Here is a 15,647-nt window from a genome sequence, read left to right on the forward strand (position 1 = left end):
GCGCAGGTGCTTGGCAGAGATCATAGCGGAAGTTTTTTCCGCTATGGCACAGCAGACGTGCTCTGGCGGAGATCATAGCGGAAGTCTTTTCCGCTATGGCGCCGCGGAGGTGCTCCGGCGGGGATCATAGCGGAAGTTTTTTCCGCTATGGCGCGGCGAAGGTGCTCTGGCGGAGATCATAGCGGAAGTTTTTTCCGCTATGGCGGGGCAGGGGTGCTTTGGCGGAGAACATAGCGGAAGTTTTTTCCGCTATGGCGGGGCGCAGGTGCTCTGGCGGTGATCATAGCGGAAGTTTTTCCGCTATGGCGGGGCGCAGGTGCTCTGGCGGTGATCATAGCGGAAGTTTTTCCGCTATGGCGGGGCGCAGGTGCTCTGGCGGTGATCATAGCGGAAGTTTTTTCCGCTATGGCGCGGCAGAAGTGCTCCGGCGGAGACCATAGCGGAAGTTTTTTCCGCTATGGCGCGGCAGAAGTGCTCCGGCGGTGATCATAGCGGAAGTTTTTTCCGCTATGGCGCCGCGCAGGTGCTATGGCGGAGACCATAGAAGAAGTTTCTTCCGCTATGGCGCGGCGAAGGTGCTCTGGCGGAGATCATAGCGGAACTTTTTTCCGCTATGGCGGGGCGAAGGTGCTCCGGCGGAGATCATAGCGGAAGTTTTTTCGCTATGGCGGTACAGAGGATCCGGCAGGCCGTGCGAGCCTGCCGGCCACATCTTTATTTAGCCCGAACGACCGTGTCGATCGCGGCCGCCGCCTGGTTCAGCCCTTCGGCAACGGTCAGCTTTTTCGTAAAAACGAGCAGCATGTAGTTGGAGAACAGGTCTTCGATCTCGATATCGTCGGGGATGGGCGGACGGAGCATCGCGTTTTTGACCCCCTGCATCGTGGCCGCAACGAACGCGTTGCCTTGGGCGGACGCTGAAGTACCGGCCTCGCTGTTCGTCGGCAGCTGTCCTGCCTTGAACATCGTCTCCTGAGCCGCTTTGCCCGTCATCCACTTCATGAACGTCCAGGCGGCCTCCAGATGCGGCGTGTCCCTCAGGATCACGAGATTCTCGCCGCCGATGACCGACCGTCCTGGGAACGGCGTCACCAGCGTATCGCCCTTCAGGTCAAACGTATTTTCCTGCGACGTGGATAGCACGGTATAGAACCACGGCCCGTCGTCGGCCATCAGCATGTTCCCCTTTAATACCGCTTCCCATCGGTCTCCGCGGCCCAATATCAGGTTGCGGTCGAACACGCCTTCGTCCGTCAGCGCCACGATCCGCGTCAGCGCGGCAATGCTCGCGGGACTGTTCAAATAACCGCCCGCCTTCGTATAGGTTGGATCCATTAACTGCCCGCCCATGCCATAAAAGTAAGGCAGCAGCGACCAGAGCGATGGCCCGTCCAGCCCCAGCGGAAGCTTGGCTCTGCGGGCGGCTTGCACCAAATCGTCCACCGACCGGGGTGGCTCGATGCTGAGCCGCTCCAGCTGCCGGCGGTTATAGATGGCCACGCGCGTATTGACATCGAGCGGCAAGCCGTAATACCGGCCTTGGAATTTGTTCGTATCCATCGTGACGGACTGCAGCCGGCCGGCTGCCGCCTTAAAATCAGGCAGGTCGCCGACCGGATACAACACGCCCAGGCTGGACAGCTCGGGCACCCAGGTGATATCCATCCGCACCAGATCGGGCGGCCTCCCCGACGTCGCCCGCGCGATAATCGTCGACTTCAGTTCCAGGCTGTACGGTTGACGTACCGGCGTGACGCGAATGCCGGGATAGGCCTTCTCAAACGCTGGGATGACCTCGTTCTCAAAAATTCTGGTTTCCTCGTCGCTATACGTATGCCAGATGACGATCTCTTCCCGGGCCGGAGGCGTCGCTTCGCCGGGCAGCGGTCCGTCGATAAATTGCGGGGAGCCGCAGCCGGCCAGGAGCAACAGAAAAATAAGGGCTGCAAGGCGCTTAGTCATGCGACTCGCTCCCCGCGCCGGCCGCTCCGTGATCCCGATAGTCCACCGGCGTGCTCCCCGTCATTTTTTTGAACAGCTTGCTGAAATATTTCACATCGTTAAAGCCTGTCAGCTCGGCAACCTCGTAGACCTTGGCCGACCGGTCGCCCAGCAGCTCCTTCGCCTTCGCGATGCGAAGCTGGATGATATAATCGATGAAATTGTGCTGGGTCTGCTTCTTGAACAGCACGCTGAAGTAGTTGCGGCTCATGTGAACATGATCGGCGACCATCTGCAGCGTCAGCTCCTGGGTGTAATTCTCGCGGATGTAGGCCATCGCCTTATGAACAATGAGCCCGCTGACGCTTGTCCGTTCTGCGTGCGGAAGCTGCTCGCCGTCCCGCAGCCCGTTTTCCAGCAGCTCGCCAAGTTCCGGCAGCGTTTCCGCCTTCATAAACTGGTGATAGTACGCCAGCAGCAGCGCCGGCTCGAGCCGGCGGACAAACAGGCGGGAGAACAGCTCGCTGGCCTCCTGCTTCACCCGCTTCATGTCGTACTTCATCCGTCCCCATTTGAGCAGCAGCTCGGATACGCGCAGTCCCGTCTCTTCCGTAGGAGAAGCCGGGCGCGACTGCCCGCCGTCGTCCCGCTGCTTCCCGGCCTCCGTATCGTCCCTGCCATGAATGCCGGCGGCGCCGTCAAAGAATCGACGGTCATATACGTGACGCGTCCATTCCCAACTCGCGGACCAGCCACCGGGCGCTCCCCGCTCCACGTATCCGACGGATAGCGATACGCCGTCCTCGCGCTCCAGCTCGCTCTTTAACGCCGCCACCCGGCTCGCGCTTTCATGCGCGCGGTCGAGCAGCAGTAGCAGCTCTCCTTCGCCGGATACAAAGCCGATTCCGCCCGGACAATGCCGGTAGAAGACGTCCTTCAGATCGTCCATCAAGATGCCGACGTGAAGCTGGCCATATTGCTGCAGCAGATCGTCCAGACGATCTACCGCTGCGCGCACGAGCAGATAGCCCGTCTCGAAGCGCTCGGCGAATTCGCGTTCCAGCCCCTCCTGCTCCTGGGCCAGCAGGCGTCTCATGTTCTGTTCCAGCTGCCGCCTGCTGAGCATGTCTTCGCCCTTGCGGTACAGGTCCAGCTTGTGCGCGGTCTCGACTTCCTGACGGATGGCCTCGACGCAACCGCCGATGACCCGGTTGAGCTCCTCCGGCTCCATCGTCGCCTTTAAAATGTAATCCTTGGCGCCCAGCACGATCCCCTGGCGGACATAATCAAAATCGTTATAGCTGCTGATCAGGATGACCTTGGTTGACGGACGCAGCGCTCTCGCCTGCCGGGTCAGCTCCAGCCCGTCCATCAGCGGCATTTTGATATCCGTAATCAGAATATCCGCCGGCGTTTCCCGAAGCGCGTTCAGCGCCTCCGCCCCGTTCGCGTATTCGCCGGCGAAGCGAAGCGACAGCCGCTCCCACTCGATCGACGCCTTGATGCCGAGCCGAATAATCGGTTCGTCATCGACAATCATCACGTTCAACATCCGCTGCCTCCCCTTCCGCCTGATGTTCTTGTTCCTGCTGCTGAGGTTTGTTGAGGGTGACGGCGATGACGGTCCCCTGGCCTTCGACGCTTTGGACGTTCATTTTGGAGCCGGGCGGAAAATAAAGCTCGATGCACTCGCGTACATGCCTGAAACCGATGCCCGCTTCGTTGCCGGCATGGTCCGGCGAGCCGGCCGTCGTCACCTGGGCGAGCTGCTCCGGCGTCATGCCGCGGCCATCGTCCGAAATCCGGATCGAGACGCACGTGCCGGTATCCGCTGCTTCAATACGGATCGTACCGCCACGATTGTCGGATACAAAACCGTGGAAAACGGCATTTTCGACGAGCGGCTGGATCAGCATGCGCGGGATCGAAAAGTCCGCGACGCCTGGTCCGAGCCTGACGTCCAGCTTGAACGAAAGGCTGTAGCGCAGCTCGAGAATGGCGAGAAATTTCGTGATAATCTCGATTTCCTCTTCAAGCGTGACCATATGGCCTTTTTTGCCCATGTTCGCTTCCAGCAGCCGCGTAAATGCCGACAGCCCCTCGTACGCGCGGTCGTTGTCTCCCAGCTTGATCAGCCATTTAATGGTGCTGAGCGTGTTGAACATGAAATGCGGATGGATCCGATGCATGACCGCGCGCATCTCCGCACGCTGCTTCTTCTGCTGCTCCTCGCGGACTTGGCTCATCAGCCGGTTGAGCCTGCTGAGCATCCGGTTGAACTGATTGCTCATCTGGCCGATCTCGTCGCCCGACCGGATCGCCGTTCTGGCAGAAAGGTCGCCCTCGCCGACGCGCTTCATCTGCGCCGTCAGCCGGCCGATCGGCTTCGTAATGCGCCGGGCGAAAAACAGCCCGATAACCATCGCCAGCAAACCGAAGCCGCCGCTCCATACAAAAACGGACCGCTGCAGCGACTCCAGCTGCCCCGTCACTTCCTTGAGCGGAACGACGCCCACGATCCACCAGCCGTTGGATAACGGCTGCTTGACGCCATAATAAGGCGTGCCGGCCTGCGCATACTCAAATTCACGATCCGACTGCAGAAGTGCCTTGCCGAGCGCCTCATTTTCCACAAAATCGCCGATCGCTTCCCGGTTGCGGTCGATCATGACGCGCCCCTGCTGGTCCGTAACGAAGAAATGGCCCGTTTTGCCGAGCCGGATCTGGCTGATCTTGTCCAGCACGGCCTCGCCGTCGACATTGATGACGATGTAACCGATGTTGCGCATCGTTTTGAAATCCTTGAGCACCCGCGCGGCCGGAATGACGAGCGCCGTATTGTCGCCTGCACCGCTGAACTTGTCGTTCTGCAAGATCGTCCAGGCCAGCTTGCCGTTCATCCGCTCCGCCTCCCGGATCCAGTCGAAGCTCCGGATGTTATAACGGTCGACCTTGGCCTGATTAAAGATGCCGCTGCCCCAGCTCGTTCCCGTCGGCTCCAGAATATAGATGATTTTCACAAAAGAGCTGGAGTAGATAATCGTATTTAAAAAGTTGTTGATGTAGATTTTGTTAGCCACCTTGACGCTGTCCGGCGTCTTGGGCTTCTCCTGCTGCACCTTCTCCTGGATCGCCACTTGGCTGTAGACCAGGTCGGAAGTATCGCTCCCGACATTGAGTATATTGGACAGCGAATCCGCCGCCTGCTCCGCGACTTGAATGGAGGATTGCCGAACGTTTTCTTTTACGATGGCGGACGAGGTCCGGTAAAAAAAGACGCCGATAAAAATCGTCGGCAGCATGATGACGGCAAGCAGCAGCACGATCAGCCGCGTCGCGATACGATTCGCGATTTTGAAACGGAACAAGGCGTCGTCACCTGCTTTCTAAAGCCCTTTCATCCCTCATTGTAAACCTTTCCAAGGTACGATTGAAGGTTGAATAAATACCGGGCTGCGGTAAATAATGCACCATCGGAAAAGCCTCCCGCCCGGAGTGGTCCGGCCGGAAGGCTTCACAATTGGCGCTCGAACGACTCGTTTCGTCGCGGCGGACGGCGTTTAACCCTTGACGGCGCCTGCGGCGATCCCCTTGATGATGAACCGCTGGAACGTCAGGAACAAAATAATGATCGGCAGCATCGAGATGATCGATGCGGCGAAGATGAGACCGTACTCGGTCGTGTGCGCGCCCTGCAGCATCCGGATGGCGACCGGCAGGGTCCATTTTTCCGGATCGCTCATGAAGGTCAAGGCGCCGAGGAATTCGCCCCAGTTGCCGTTGAACAGCATGATGACCGACGTGGCGACGGCCGGCAGGGAAATGTGGATCGCCACCCGGCTGAAAAACGTCCAGCGGTTGCCCCCGTCGATAAGGACCGCCTCCTCCAGTTCCTTCGGGATATCGTCGAAGAACCCTTTATAGAGAAACATATGGAACGGAATGGACCCGGCAATGTAAAGCAGCGTCAGGCCCGTATAGGTGTTGAGAAGATGAAGGTTTTTCAGCAGCAAATACTGCGGAATGATGAACGTGATGCCCGGAATCATCATCGTGCCGATAAACAAGCCGAAGATGATCCGGCGGCCCGGGAATCGGTAGCGCGAAAAGGCGAACGCCAGCATGCACGCGGCCAGCGTGCCTCCGATCGTGGCCGCGACGGTGATCAGAAAGCTGTTTTTGAAATAATGGCCGAAGCTGCCGGTCACCCACGCTTCCTTGTAGTTTGCGAACGTCAGGTCGGTCGGCACAATCTGAGGGGGGGAGGACATGGCGAACTGGAACGGCTTGAGCGAGACGACGATCATGTTCCAGAACGGCAGGATCGTAATGACGGCGAAGACGATCAGGACGAAATAGCGAAGGGATTTCGTGATGAAATTACGGTTGCGCAGTCCCATGGTTAACCCTCCATTCCGCTGTTTTTGGGGAGCAGCTTGAACTGGATGAGGCTGATGAGGATAATGACGGCTGCCATGACGTAGGACAGCGCCGCCGAAAAGCCGAAGTTCAGGTCGCTGAAAGCCTTGTTATAGATCATGCTGAGCGGCACGTCATAATCGGAAGGCGCGGCGCCATTAAATAGCAGGAATACCTGATCGAAAACGTTAAACGCGCCGATCGACAGCAGCACGATGACGAAGACGGTCGTGTTGCGCAGTCCCGGAATCGTAATGTACCGGAATTGCTGCCACTTGCTGGCCCCGTCGAGGCCGGACGCCTCATACAGGTCGGTCGGAATGGACTGGAGTCCCGCCAGGAAAATCAGCATCGCCCAGCCGATCCCCTTCCACCCGCCCATCGCGAACACGGAGACGAGCGTGCGGGTCGGGCTTCCCAGCCAGTCGATGCCGTCGCTGACGAGATGGGACTTAATGAGCAAATAGTTGATAAGGCCGTAATCCTTGTTGAACATATACATATAGATCTGAATGACGACGATCCAGGTGACAAGCACCGGAATGTAGAACAGCGCCCGAAAGAAGCCGCGGCCCCGGATCGGCCGGTCCAGCACGATGGCCAGCAGCAAGCCGAATACGACCTGGATCGGGATGGACACGACGAAGTTGAGGAGTGCGTTCTTAAATGCGATGCCCACGGTCGGGTCGGTCAGCACCGTACGATAGTTGCGCAGGCCGACGAACGGGCTGGCGCCCAGCAGCTGCCAGTCGGTGAAGCTCTTTACGAACGAGTACAGGATGGGATAGACCGAGAAGGTCAGAAACAGCACGATCGCGGGAAGCGCGAACAAATAGATGCCGTAGTGCCGGCGCAGCCAGCTCCTCCTTCTCGGCTTCATGATGGCGGCAGCGGACGCCGGCGCAAGCGAATTTTGCATGCAATGAGACCTCCTTTGCGAAATGAAGACACATCACCCCGTTCGCGCACCTTGGGCAGCGCTAGGGGTGATGTGCACGTTTTAGCGGGCCTTATTAGGGCGCGAGGACGGCATCGGCCTGCTTCGCCGCTTCATCCAGCGCTTGTTGGGTGTTCGCTTTGCCGAGCAGCACCTTGGTCACGGCGTCGGAGAAGAACTTGTCGACCTGGCCGTAAGCCGGCGTGGACGGACGGCCTTGCGCCGTCTTCAGCTGCTCCAGGTAAGGCGCGAAGTACGTGATCGCCTTGATGTCCGGATTATCGGCCAGGCTCGCGACGACCGGCATCTGGCCGACCTTCGCCATTGCCACCTGCGCTTCGTCCGACAGCATGAACTTCTCGAATTCATAGGCAGCGGCCCGATGATCGGCGTCGGACGTATTGAACATGACGAAGTTCTCGCCGCCGACGACGCCGATCGAACCGCCTTCGCCGGCCGGGTATTGCGCCGCTTCGAATTTGAAGTTCGGGTATTGCTTCTTGAGCACGTCGAAAGCCCACGGGCCGTCGTCGATCATCGCATACTTGCCCTTGGCCAGGCCGTCGGTGCCGCCGAGATCGCCGTTATGGAAGCCTGTTACTTTGCCGTCCTTGCCGAGCTGCGCCAGCTTCTCGATGGCGGCGACGGTTTTCTCGCCGTTCATGTAGCCGGTCGCTTTCGTCAGATCCTCGCTCAGGATCTGGCCGCCGTTGCTCCATACCCACGGACCGAGCCACCACAAGTCGGAGGCGAGCATGTAGCCGAACGTCGCGCTGCTTCCTTTGCCGCCGGACAGCTTGCCGAGCGCATCCACGAACTCGTCCATCGTCTTCGGCGGCGCGTCGATGCCCGCCTTGCTCAGCATGTCCGGGCTGTACAGGAGAACCTTCGTATTCGTATCGAGCGGAATGCCGTACGTCTTGCCTTGGTAAAGGTTCGTGGACAGCGGGCCCGGGAACACCTTTTTTTTCAGCTCGTCGAAGCCCTCCAGCGCGTCCTGCTCGACGAGCGTGCCGAGCTTGGCCAGCTGCGGCGTCATGACGATGTCGATTCGGGCCGCGTCCGGCAGCTGCGCGCCGGCAGCGGATACGAGCAGCTTCTGGTTGAAGCTCTCCGTCGGCATCGGCACGTTTTTAACATGAATGTTGGGATGCGCCTTCTCGAATGCCGGGATGATGACCTCTTGCAGCTGCTTCGTCTCGGCCGACGTCTGGTTGTACGTATTCCAGAAGGTGATCTCGACCTTCTTGCCGCTTGTCGTTGCCGGGGCGCTTGAGGCCGCGCCCGAAGCCGCGCTCGAAGCCGTGCTTGAAGCGGAACTTGAGGCAGAACCGGAGGCGGAGCTTGCGGCAGAACCGGAGGCGGAGCTTGAAGCGGTGCTGCCGCTGTTGGCAGCGGCCCCGCTGCCCGCATTGCCGTTATTGCCGCTTGCGCCGCAGCCGGTCAGTCCGATTGCGCTTGCCAGGACAAGGGTTGTAGCCGTCGTATACATTTTTGCTTTCATGTCTCTTGCGATCCCCTCTCGATTGGACGGATGTTGAAGAGACGGAGGTGACGTCGGCGTTGCCGCTTCGTACCGCCTCTTTGCTACTCCATTATGTCCGTCGCCGAGATTTCCGGTAACCGCTTACATTACGATAGACGTCGTACATTATTCCGCAGTCTTCGCCGCGCCCCAATGGCTTCCAGGGGAAAATCTTCAGCACGCCGACGCCGCTTCTGAACTTATTGCACCTTGGCTTTGAGCGTGAAAAATGCCCGGCGCAGGCACTGGGCGGAACGACAAAAACAGGACGACAGCAGAGGCTAGCTCTGCTGTCGTCCCGCTTCCACTATTTTTACAAGAGGGCGCCGCCTAAACCCGGCCCGCGCCCCGTCTTAGCGGAAAAAACGTCCGCTAACGCGACCGAACACTATTTTTTCGCACGCGCGGCCAGCAAAATCCTTCTCCCGCGCCAGCCCGGCGTCCCGCCTCTACTTCGCGGCCGCTCCGCCCTGCGGCACCTCGCGTACGCCGCGGCGCTCCGCCACCTCGTCGAAGCGGCGGCGCTCGGTGCGCTCGATCTGCACGATGCGCCCATCGTGCACGATGATCTGCACATTGCCGTATTGAAGCCCCTCTACGGCTTCCGTGATGCGCTGAATCCAGCTATCGTTCAACTCCAACGGTTTTGCCATTTGGACTCCTCCTTCTGTTATCGCCTGAGATGACTTATTAAAATGTCGATTATAGCACCGCCACTGGCCCCCGTGCCTTTCCGGATCGCACTCGAAGACTCAATGCGTGCGGTTGCCCGCCATTTTGTGCTCGATGATGCCTTTGATGATCAAAGTGACGATTGCCAGCGCCATGAGCAGCGACGCGACCGCAAACGATGCCGTATACTGATACTCGTTGTACAAAATCTCGATATGCAGCGGCAGCGTGTTCGTCTCGCCCCGGATATGCCCGGAGACGACCGATACGGCGCCGAACTCGCCCATCGCCCGGGCGTTGCAGAGGATGATGCCGTACAGCAGCCCCCACTTGATGTTGGGCAGCGTTACCTTGAAAAACACCCGCCAGCCCTTGGCGCCCAAGCTGACCGCCGCTTCCTCGTCCTGCACGCCTTGCGTCTCCATGAGCGGGATCAACTCGCGGGCGACGAACGGGAAGGTGACGAACATCGTCGCCAGGATGATGCCCGGCGTCGCGAACACGATCTTGTAATCGTGATCCATCAACCATGGGCCGATCAAGCCTTGCGCACCGAACAGCAGGATGTAAACCAGGCCCGCGATGACTGGCGAGACGGCGAACGGCAGATCGATCAGCGTGATGAGCAGGTTTTTGCCGCGAAACTTGAACTTCGTGATCGCCCACGCCGCCGCTGCGCCGAACAACGTATTGAGCGGCACCGCGACCAGCGCGACGGTAAGCGTCAGACGAAGCGCCGAGATGGCGTCCGGATCGGAGATCGCTTCCGCGTATGTCTCCCATCCTTTTCGAAACGCCTGGACGATCACCGTGAGCATCGGCAGCACAACGACCATACCGACGAAAAGAAGCGCGATCGAGATTAATAAAATGCGCACGCCGCGCGATTCGTTCAAATGCTTGGGACGAACGTCCGCTGGCAGCGGCGTTTGGGATACGACTGCAGCCGGTGCGGCTCCTGACATCGCGAGGCCCCCTTAACTCGTCCGCAGACGGCGGTTGGTCCACCGTTGCAGCGTATTGATGAGCAGCAGGAGCGCGAACGAGATGATGAGCAGCACCAGCGCGATCGCCGTCGCCTGGCTGTATTCGAACTGCTCGAGCTTCGTAATGATGAGCAGCGGCGTGATCTCAGTCTTCATCGGCATGTTGCCGGAGATGAACACGACCGAGCCGTACTCTCCGATCCCCCGCGAGAAGGCAAGTGCGAAGCCCGTGATGAGCGGCGGGACGAGCTCGGGCAGCAGCACCTTGCGAAACGTCCGCCAGCGGTGCGCGCCGAGGAGCGCGGCCGCCTCCTCCATATCGTTTTCCAGCTCATGAAGCACCGGCTGCACGGTTCGCACGACGAACGGCAGTCCGATGAAGACGAGCGCGACCGTGATGCCGAGCGGCGTATAAGCCACCTTGATGCCGAGCGGGTCCAGCAGCGATCCGATCCAGCCGTTCGGCGCATAGATCGACGTGAGTGCGATGCCCGCGACCGCCGTCGGCAGCGCGAAAGGCATGTCGATCAGGCCGTCGACGATCTTTTTCCCGGGGAAACGGTAGCGTACGAGCACCCAGGCGACGAGCAGGCCGAACACGACGTTGACCAGCGCGGCGAACAAGGAGGTCAGCAAGCTGACCCGGTACGAAGCGAGCACGCGCTCGCTCGTCACGGTGTGCCAGAACTGCGGCAGCGTGAGTCCCGCGGTCTTCACGATCAGCGCCGCCAGCGGGATGAGCACGATTAAGCTCAAGTACAAAATGGAATAACCCAATGTAATCCGAAATCCGGGCAGTACGCGTTTTTCTTTGACGTGGGCAGCCATTGCGATCGTCCTTCCTCGCTGTCGGGTTAGGAGATGTTAACCTTTGGTATACACTTCGTCGAACGTACCGCCGTCGGCGAAATGCTTTTTCTGAGCCTCGGTCCATCCTCCGAAATCCTTGTCGATCGTGAGCAGATTAAGCGTCGGGAACTGATCCTTGTACTTGTCGGCGACCTCCTGCAAACGAGGACGGTAGAAATTCTGCGCTGCGATCTCTTGGCCTTCAGGGGTGTACAGATACTTCAGATAAGCTTCGGCGACTTCGCGGGTGCCGCGCTTGTCGGCGTTCTTGTCGACGACGGCGACCGGCGGCTCGGCCAGGATGCTGAGCGACGGGGTTACGATCTCGAACTCGTCTCCGTATTCCTTCTTGGCGAGGTAAGCTTCGTTCTCCCAAGCGAGCAGCACGTCGCCGATCTTGCGTTCTACGAACGTCGTCGTGGCGCCGCGGGCGCCGGTGTCGAGCACGGGCACGTTGGCGAACAGCTTCTTCATGAAATCCTTGGTCTTCGTCTCGTCGTTGCCGTCCTGCTGCTGCGCATAGCCCCAAGCCGCAAGGTAGTTCCAGCGCGCGCCGCCGGACGTCTTCGGATTCGGCGTGATAACCTGGACGCCATCCTTGATCAGGTCATCCCAGTCCTTGATGCCCTTCGGGTTGCCTTTGCGAACGAGGAAGACGATCGTCGACGTATAAGGCGAGCTGTTCGATTCGAACGACTGCTGCCAATCCTTCTTGATCAGGCCGCTATCCGTGAGCGAATCGATGTCATATGCGAGGGCGAGCGTCACGACGTCCGCTTCGAGACCGTCGAGTACCTTCCGCGCTTGAGCGCCGGAGCCGCCGTGCGACTGGTTGATTTTGACTGTTTGGCCCGTTTCTTTTTTCCAGTAATCCGCAAAGCTCTTGTTGAACGCTTCATAGAGCTCGCGCGTCGGGTCGTAGGACACGTTCAGCAGCTCGATGGACTTCGGCTTGGCGGTCGACGCGGCGGATGGCTCGGATGAAGCCGTCCCTGACGGCGATGCGGATCCGGATGCGGACGCGCTGCCGGAGCTCGCGGCATTGTTGTTGTTCGAGCCGCAAGCGGACAGCAACGCGACGAACAGGGCAACGACGGCGAACGACATGATTCTTTTCGATGATTTCAATTTCATTTTTCCAATCCCCCTCCGGTTATCCGGTAGTAATTCACATAATTCCTACCATTTCAATAGGTTTTAACAAATCATAGCAGGCAGGTGGGTTTAGTGTCAATAAGTATAATTTAAATCGCTTATAAGTTTCCTTAATAGATGAGCCCAAATCACAAAAATAATCAATCGATGAAAATACAAAAAAAGGCCGCGCAGCAAAGCTGCGGGCTTGTGATTAAAAAGGAGTACCATCCGGGGGGTTAACCTCGCTGATTGCGGCCTCGCACATGCACGACGTCTACGAACGGACGGATCCGGTCCATCAGACGTTGGCCTTTATGGAGCTCCTCGCCTTCCTTGTGGGTGAAGCTGAAGTGCCGCTCGAGCGATTCGAGATCGTGATTGGAGGTGTAAAAGGTTGGCTTGCGGTTCATTCTATGATTCAGGATCGCGCCAATGACGTGGTCTCTGACCCATGGACTCAAGTTCTCTGCGCCGATGTCGTCGAAAACGAGCAAATCCGTTTCCTTCATGAGCGTCATCGTTTCTTTGAGCTTTTGCGGTTCCATCATGAGCGCCTTGGCGTCCTCAACAAAGTCGGGCATGTAGACGATGACGCCTGTCTTGCCCTCCTTGGCGAGCTTGTGCAGCAAATAGGCGGCCATGTACGTCTTGCCGGTGCCGAAGCTCCCCATCAGGAAGAGCCCCTTCTTCTGCAACCCGTCGGTACGGGTACGGTTCACATATGCCAACAGCTGCAATACCGCGTCTTCCCGCTCGTCGTCGAGATCAAGCATCTGTTCGGCCTCATAACTGTCGGCTTCAATATCCACATTGCTGCTGAGGCTCGTGATCCTGCGTCGCACCTGCTCCTGATGCTCGTTGGCGAGCCATCTCGCGCAAGGCGTTTTCCCGTCGAACAGCTGCCACTTGCCGTTCTGCTCCGCGCAGGTAATCGACGTATAATGGCCTTGCATATCGTTCGGACAACGCTCGAGCCCCGGACAGTTGCTGCAGCTCCGGTCTTCCTTGGCATATTGATACAACTTGTTCAGGTTGATGCGGAGGGTCCGTTCTTCCAGGCCTGGGTACCGGCGGCGAATCTGCACGACCAGCGGATCGGCGAGCACCCGATGCGTGAGGCTATCCAGATCGCCGACGCCGGGCGCGGCCTTCCAGCTGCGCAGCGCTTCTCCAAGCGACTCCATCGCGCTCCCTCCTTTCTATTGCAAGATAGTTCTCATTATGTCGGGCCAATAAGACGTTGGCGTAGCGTTATATTTCCGGACAGATGCTAGGATTGCGGAAATAAGAAGATAGCACATTATTATTGCGCCGGGCAAGTGTTTGAATGGGCGAATAAGACGATGGCACAGCGTTATTCGGACAGGTTGGCGTTGCATTTGGGCGAATAAGACGCTGGGACATTCTTATTCAGCCAGAATGGCGCGCATTTGGGCGAATAAGACGGTGGCACATCGTTATTCGGCCAGGTTGGCGTGCATTTGGGCGAATAAGACGGTGGCACATCGTTATTCGGCCATATCGGCACGAATTTGGGAGAATAAGACGGTGACGCATCCTTATTCAGCCAGAATGGCGCGCATTGGGCGAATAAGACGATGACGCATCCTTATTCGGCCAGGTGGTTACCTATCACGCACCGAGTGGTGTCAGCGGCTCAGCTCTTATCCAGCTGCCGCGCGAGATCGCGCAGCCGCTGGCGCTCCTCGGCGGACAGCGCCTTCGCGGGCCCCTTGTCTTCGACGACGGGCATGGACGGCTTGCGCGCGCCCGATGTGCTTGCGCGGCTGCGCCCCGATGCCGTCTTGCCCTTGCCGGCCGGCGCGGGCTCGCTCTCGCCTCTGCGCCTGCGCTCGAGCGTCTCGTTCAGCTTCTCCTGCTCGCGCACGTACCGGACGGCTTTGTCATAGGAATCAATGCCTTTGGCAAGCATATTCGCAGCGACCGAATCGATAAAGCTTGCCGTCAGGCGCTGCGCATGGTTCGTGCCCAGCACGTAGTGGATCAGCACGTTAATGACCGCTTCCGGCAGCTTGTAGTTCAGATCGATACGCTCGAAGATACGCGCGAATACGTCGGGCACGGAGCCCGGGAAAAATCGCTCCAAAAACCGCGTGTACGGCTCGAGCATGAGCATTCGTCCGTATTCGTCCTTCGCGACCTGCTTGCTGAGCCGCTCCGGCACCTCGAACGGCGGGACCGCATACAACGCTTCATCCACTACGGCGGAAGCCGCCTCATCCGAAGCGGGCTCTCCGATGCGCGACAGATAGCGTTCGCGCTCTTCGCCGCGCTTGCGGCCCTGACGGTAGATCAGATTGGCCCGGGACTGCAGCTCGTCCCAATGGAGCGTCCCATCGGGCAGAAAGACGCCGTCCTCGTCCAGCAATCGGCTGATCTCGGGGAGCTCCAGATCGAACTTGTACGCCAGAAAGTTGATCTGGGCCATCGACTCCGGCGCGCGATTCAGCCGCTCGACGTGCGTCCGGTTCGAAGAGCCTCGCGGGAAGCGGAGCAGCAGCTCGCTGTGGCGCACGCGCTCCGGCTGGGACGCGCCAACCTCGCGAGCAGGCGCCGACTGGGACAGCGACTGCTCCAGCTCCGGATCGATCTGCGAAGCATTGATGCGGAACAGCTCGTAAAACGGCACCGTGATCTCTTCGCGGTTGAGAAACCTCGCCAGCCCCGAAGGGCTGCGCGGCGCGAGCGAATCGCGAAGCTCCATCAGCGCCGGCTTGCCGATCCGGTCCCTGAGCAGCAACGACAGGTGCAGGTTGGCGAAAAACTCGCCGGGCGCAAGCGGCCGCTGCAGCACATATTCATAGAGCGTCTCGTCGGCCGCCGGATCGTGCTGCCTGAACGTCTGAAGCAGGCCGATGGCTTCCAGCTTCGAGGCGCTCTCGACGAGTGACTGCCGGCCTGCCGCATTCGGCTCCAGACCCAAGCCCAGAAACAGCCTGCGCTGCGCCTCAGGCTGCACGCAGCCCGTCTCGTCGTCGCCAAGATGATGGTAGAGCAACAGATATAAGCCGATAGAGAGGGCGCCCGCCATCGGTTGATAAAGTTCGGCCAGCACGCGTCGCTCTAGGCCGCCGAGCGAGAAATCCCGGCAGGCGGTATAGCGATGATGCTCCGTAAATTCAAGCTTGTTCGACACTCGCATCCTGTATTCGACAACCTT

12 protein-coding genes are annotated in these 15,647 nt (G+C 59.1%); all 12 read right to left on the minus strand.

From position 1 onward, the window contains the following. Positions 1–714 precede the first annotated feature (714 nt). Complete coding sequence (locus tag ACFSR7_RS03380; RefSeq protein ID WP_378159089.1) at positions 715–1,962, minus strand: extracellular solute-binding protein; 1,248 nt, start codon at positions 1,960–1,962, stop codon at positions 715–717. Next, positions 1,955–3,481 (minus strand): response regulator transcription factor, encoded by a 1,527-nt coding sequence (locus ACFSR7_RS03385; RefSeq protein ID WP_378159571.1) that lies wholly within the window; start codon positions 3,479–3,481, stop codon positions 1,955–1,957. The genes ACFSR7_RS03380 and ACFSR7_RS03385 overlap by 8 nt, the downstream gene beginning before the upstream one ends. Then, entirely contained in the window at positions 3,468–5,309 is a 1,842-nt protein-coding gene (locus ACFSR7_RS03390; RefSeq protein ID WP_378159090.1) for a cache domain-containing sensor histidine kinase, read from the minus strand. The genes ACFSR7_RS03385 and ACFSR7_RS03390 overlap by 14 nt, the downstream gene beginning before the upstream one ends. Before the next feature lie 192 nt (positions 5,310–5,501). Next, positions 5,502–6,341 (minus strand): carbohydrate ABC transporter permease, encoded by an 840-nt coding sequence (locus tag ACFSR7_RS03395; protein WP_378159092.1) that lies wholly within the window; start codon positions 6,339–6,341, stop codon positions 5,502–5,504. A gap of 2 nt (positions 6,342–6,343) precedes the next feature. Beyond that, positions 6,344–7,279, minus strand: coding sequence for a carbohydrate ABC transporter permease (locus ACFSR7_RS03400; protein ID WP_378159093.1), 936 nt, complete (start codon positions 7,277–7,279; stop codon positions 6,344–6,346). A 94-nt stretch (positions 7,280–7,373) separates the two neighbouring features. Then, entirely contained in the window at positions 7,374–8,801 is a 1,428-nt protein-coding gene (locus ACFSR7_RS03405; protein WP_378159095.1) for an extracellular solute-binding protein, read from the minus strand. 470 nt (positions 8,802–9,271) lie between these two features. Continuing rightward, the gene (locus tag ACFSR7_RS03410) at positions 9,272–9,475 is read right to left on the minus strand and encodes a YezD family protein (protein ID WP_282907336.1); all 204 of its coding nucleotides are present in this window, start codon (positions 9,473–9,475) and stop codon (positions 9,272–9,274) included. 99 nt (positions 9,476–9,574) lie between these two features. After that, positions 9,575–10,459 carry a sulfate ABC transporter permease subunit CysW gene (gene cysW, locus ACFSR7_RS03415; RefSeq protein WP_378159097.1) on the minus strand — a complete coding sequence of 295 codons (885 nt, stop codon included), beginning with the start codon at positions 10,457–10,459 and terminating at the stop codon, positions 9,575–9,577. A gap of 12 nt (positions 10,460–10,471) precedes the next feature. Next, a complete protein-coding gene (gene cysT / locus ACFSR7_RS03420; protein WP_378159099.1) occupies positions 10,472–11,308 on the minus strand; it encodes a sulfate ABC transporter permease subunit CysT in 837 nt (278 codons plus the stop codon). A 36-nt stretch (positions 11,309–11,344) separates the two neighbouring features. After that, a complete protein-coding gene (locus tag ACFSR7_RS03425) occupies positions 11,345–12,463 on the minus strand; it encodes a sulfate ABC transporter substrate-binding protein (RefSeq protein ID WP_378159100.1) in 1,119 nt (372 codons plus the stop codon). A gap of 239 nt (positions 12,464–12,702) precedes the next feature. After that, a complete protein-coding gene (locus ACFSR7_RS03430; RefSeq protein ID WP_378159102.1) occupies positions 12,703–13,650 on the minus strand; it encodes an ATP-binding protein in 948 nt (315 codons plus the stop codon). Between the two features lie 473 nt (positions 13,651–14,123). Further along, a complete protein-coding gene (locus ACFSR7_RS03435; protein ID WP_378159104.1) occupies positions 14,124–15,629 on the minus strand; it encodes a DnaD domain protein in 1,506 nt (501 codons plus the stop codon). Between the last annotated feature and the right edge of the window lie 18 nt (positions 15,630–15,647).

It is taken from the genome of Cohnella sp. GCM10020058, assembly GCF_042683485.1.
Taxonomy (GTDB): domain Bacteria; phylum Bacillota; class Bacilli; order Paenibacillales; family Paenibacillaceae; genus Cohnella.

Bases quoted from the DNA above. Each gene is read 5' to 3' on its own strand.
- ACFSR7_RS03380 (WP_378159089.1), bottom strand. From the start codon at position 1,962: ATGACTAAGCGCCTTGCAGCCCTTATTTTTCTGTTGCTCCTGGCCGGC.
- ACFSR7_RS03385 (WP_378159571.1), bottom strand. From the start codon at position 3,481: ATGATTGTCGATGACGAACCGATTATTCGGCTCGGCATCAAGGCGTCG.
- ACFSR7_RS03395 (WP_378159092.1), bottom strand. From the start codon at position 6,341: ATGGGACTGCGCAACCGTAATTTCATCACGAAATCCCTTCGCTATTTC.
- ACFSR7_RS03400 (WP_378159093.1), bottom strand. From the start codon at position 7,279: ATGCAAAATTCGCTTGCGCCGGCGTCCGCTGCCGCCATCATGAAGCCG.
- ACFSR7_RS03405 (WP_378159095.1), bottom strand. From the start codon at position 8,801: ATGAAAGCAAAAATGTATACGACGGCTACAACCCTTGTCCTGGCAAGC.
- ACFSR7_RS03410 (WP_282907336.1), bottom strand. From the start codon at position 9,475: ATGGCAAAACCGTTGGAGTTGAACGATAGCTGGATTCAGCGCATCACG.
- cysW (WP_378159097.1), bottom strand. From the start codon at position 10,459: ATGTCAGGAGCCGCACCGGCTGCAGTCGTATCCCAAACGCCGCTGCCA.
- cysT (WP_378159099.1), bottom strand. From the start codon at position 11,308: ATGGCTGCCCACGTCAAAGAAAAACGCGTACTGCCCGGATTTCGGATT.
- ACFSR7_RS03425 (WP_378159100.1), bottom strand. From the start codon at position 12,463: ATGAAATTGAAATCATCGAAAAGAATCATGTCGTTCGCCGTCGTTGCC.
- ACFSR7_RS03430 (WP_378159102.1), bottom strand. From the start codon at position 13,650: ATGGAGTCGCTTGGAGAAGCGCTGCGCAGCTGGAAGGCCGCGCCCGGC.
- ACFSR7_RS03435 (WP_378159104.1), bottom strand. From the start codon at position 15,629: ATGCGAGTGTCGAACAAGCTTGAATTTACGGAGCATCATCGCTATACC.